This is a genomic window from Bradyrhizobium sp. CFUWI, from assembly GCF_056429085.1.
The window spans coordinates 1-412 of record NZ_JBWJZE010000262.1 but is presented as its reverse complement, the minus strand read 5'-3'; the positions used below and the strand labels follow the sequence as shown (position 1 = coordinate 412).

1 protein-coding gene is annotated in these 412 nt (G+C 43.9%); it reads right to left on the bottom strand.

Annotation, left to right across the window (positions count from 1 at the left end; translation table 11 throughout):
• Window positions 1-186: 186 nt before the first annotated feature.
• Window positions 187-412: hypothetical protein (locus AC066S_RS39720; protein WP_478272049.1), on the bottom strand; the 226-nt coding region annotated here is incomplete at its 5' end.

Sequence of the window (412 nt, the reverse complement as noted above, 5' to 3'; positions counted from 1 at the left end):
ATGCACATTCGCTCCAACGCTTGGGCTGACGAGCTTTAGCGAGCGATTCAGACGCTAGAACCGGAAAATTGTTCATCCGGGAAATCCGGGTTTCTCAAAACGGGCTGGCACTAAGGTTTGCCTGGGTATGCAGCGAAGGGTGTTGTTTTGGCTGACTGCGGTTGGTAAGATCAGCGTCGTCTAAATCTAGTAGTCCATGGAAAATATGTGCCACCTCTTGCCCAACAACTTTTTGTTAACAGCATTAGCCGCATCATTATTTTCAATAGGGTTTATCGCCAGCATTGCAGTGCATAATTTCATTTGGCCAAATCGTTTCTGATCACTAGTCATTTTTATTGGAATAATTATAATGGCTCGCCCCACTATATTATGAGAAGACATTAAGATGCACGTAATAATGCACAAGACC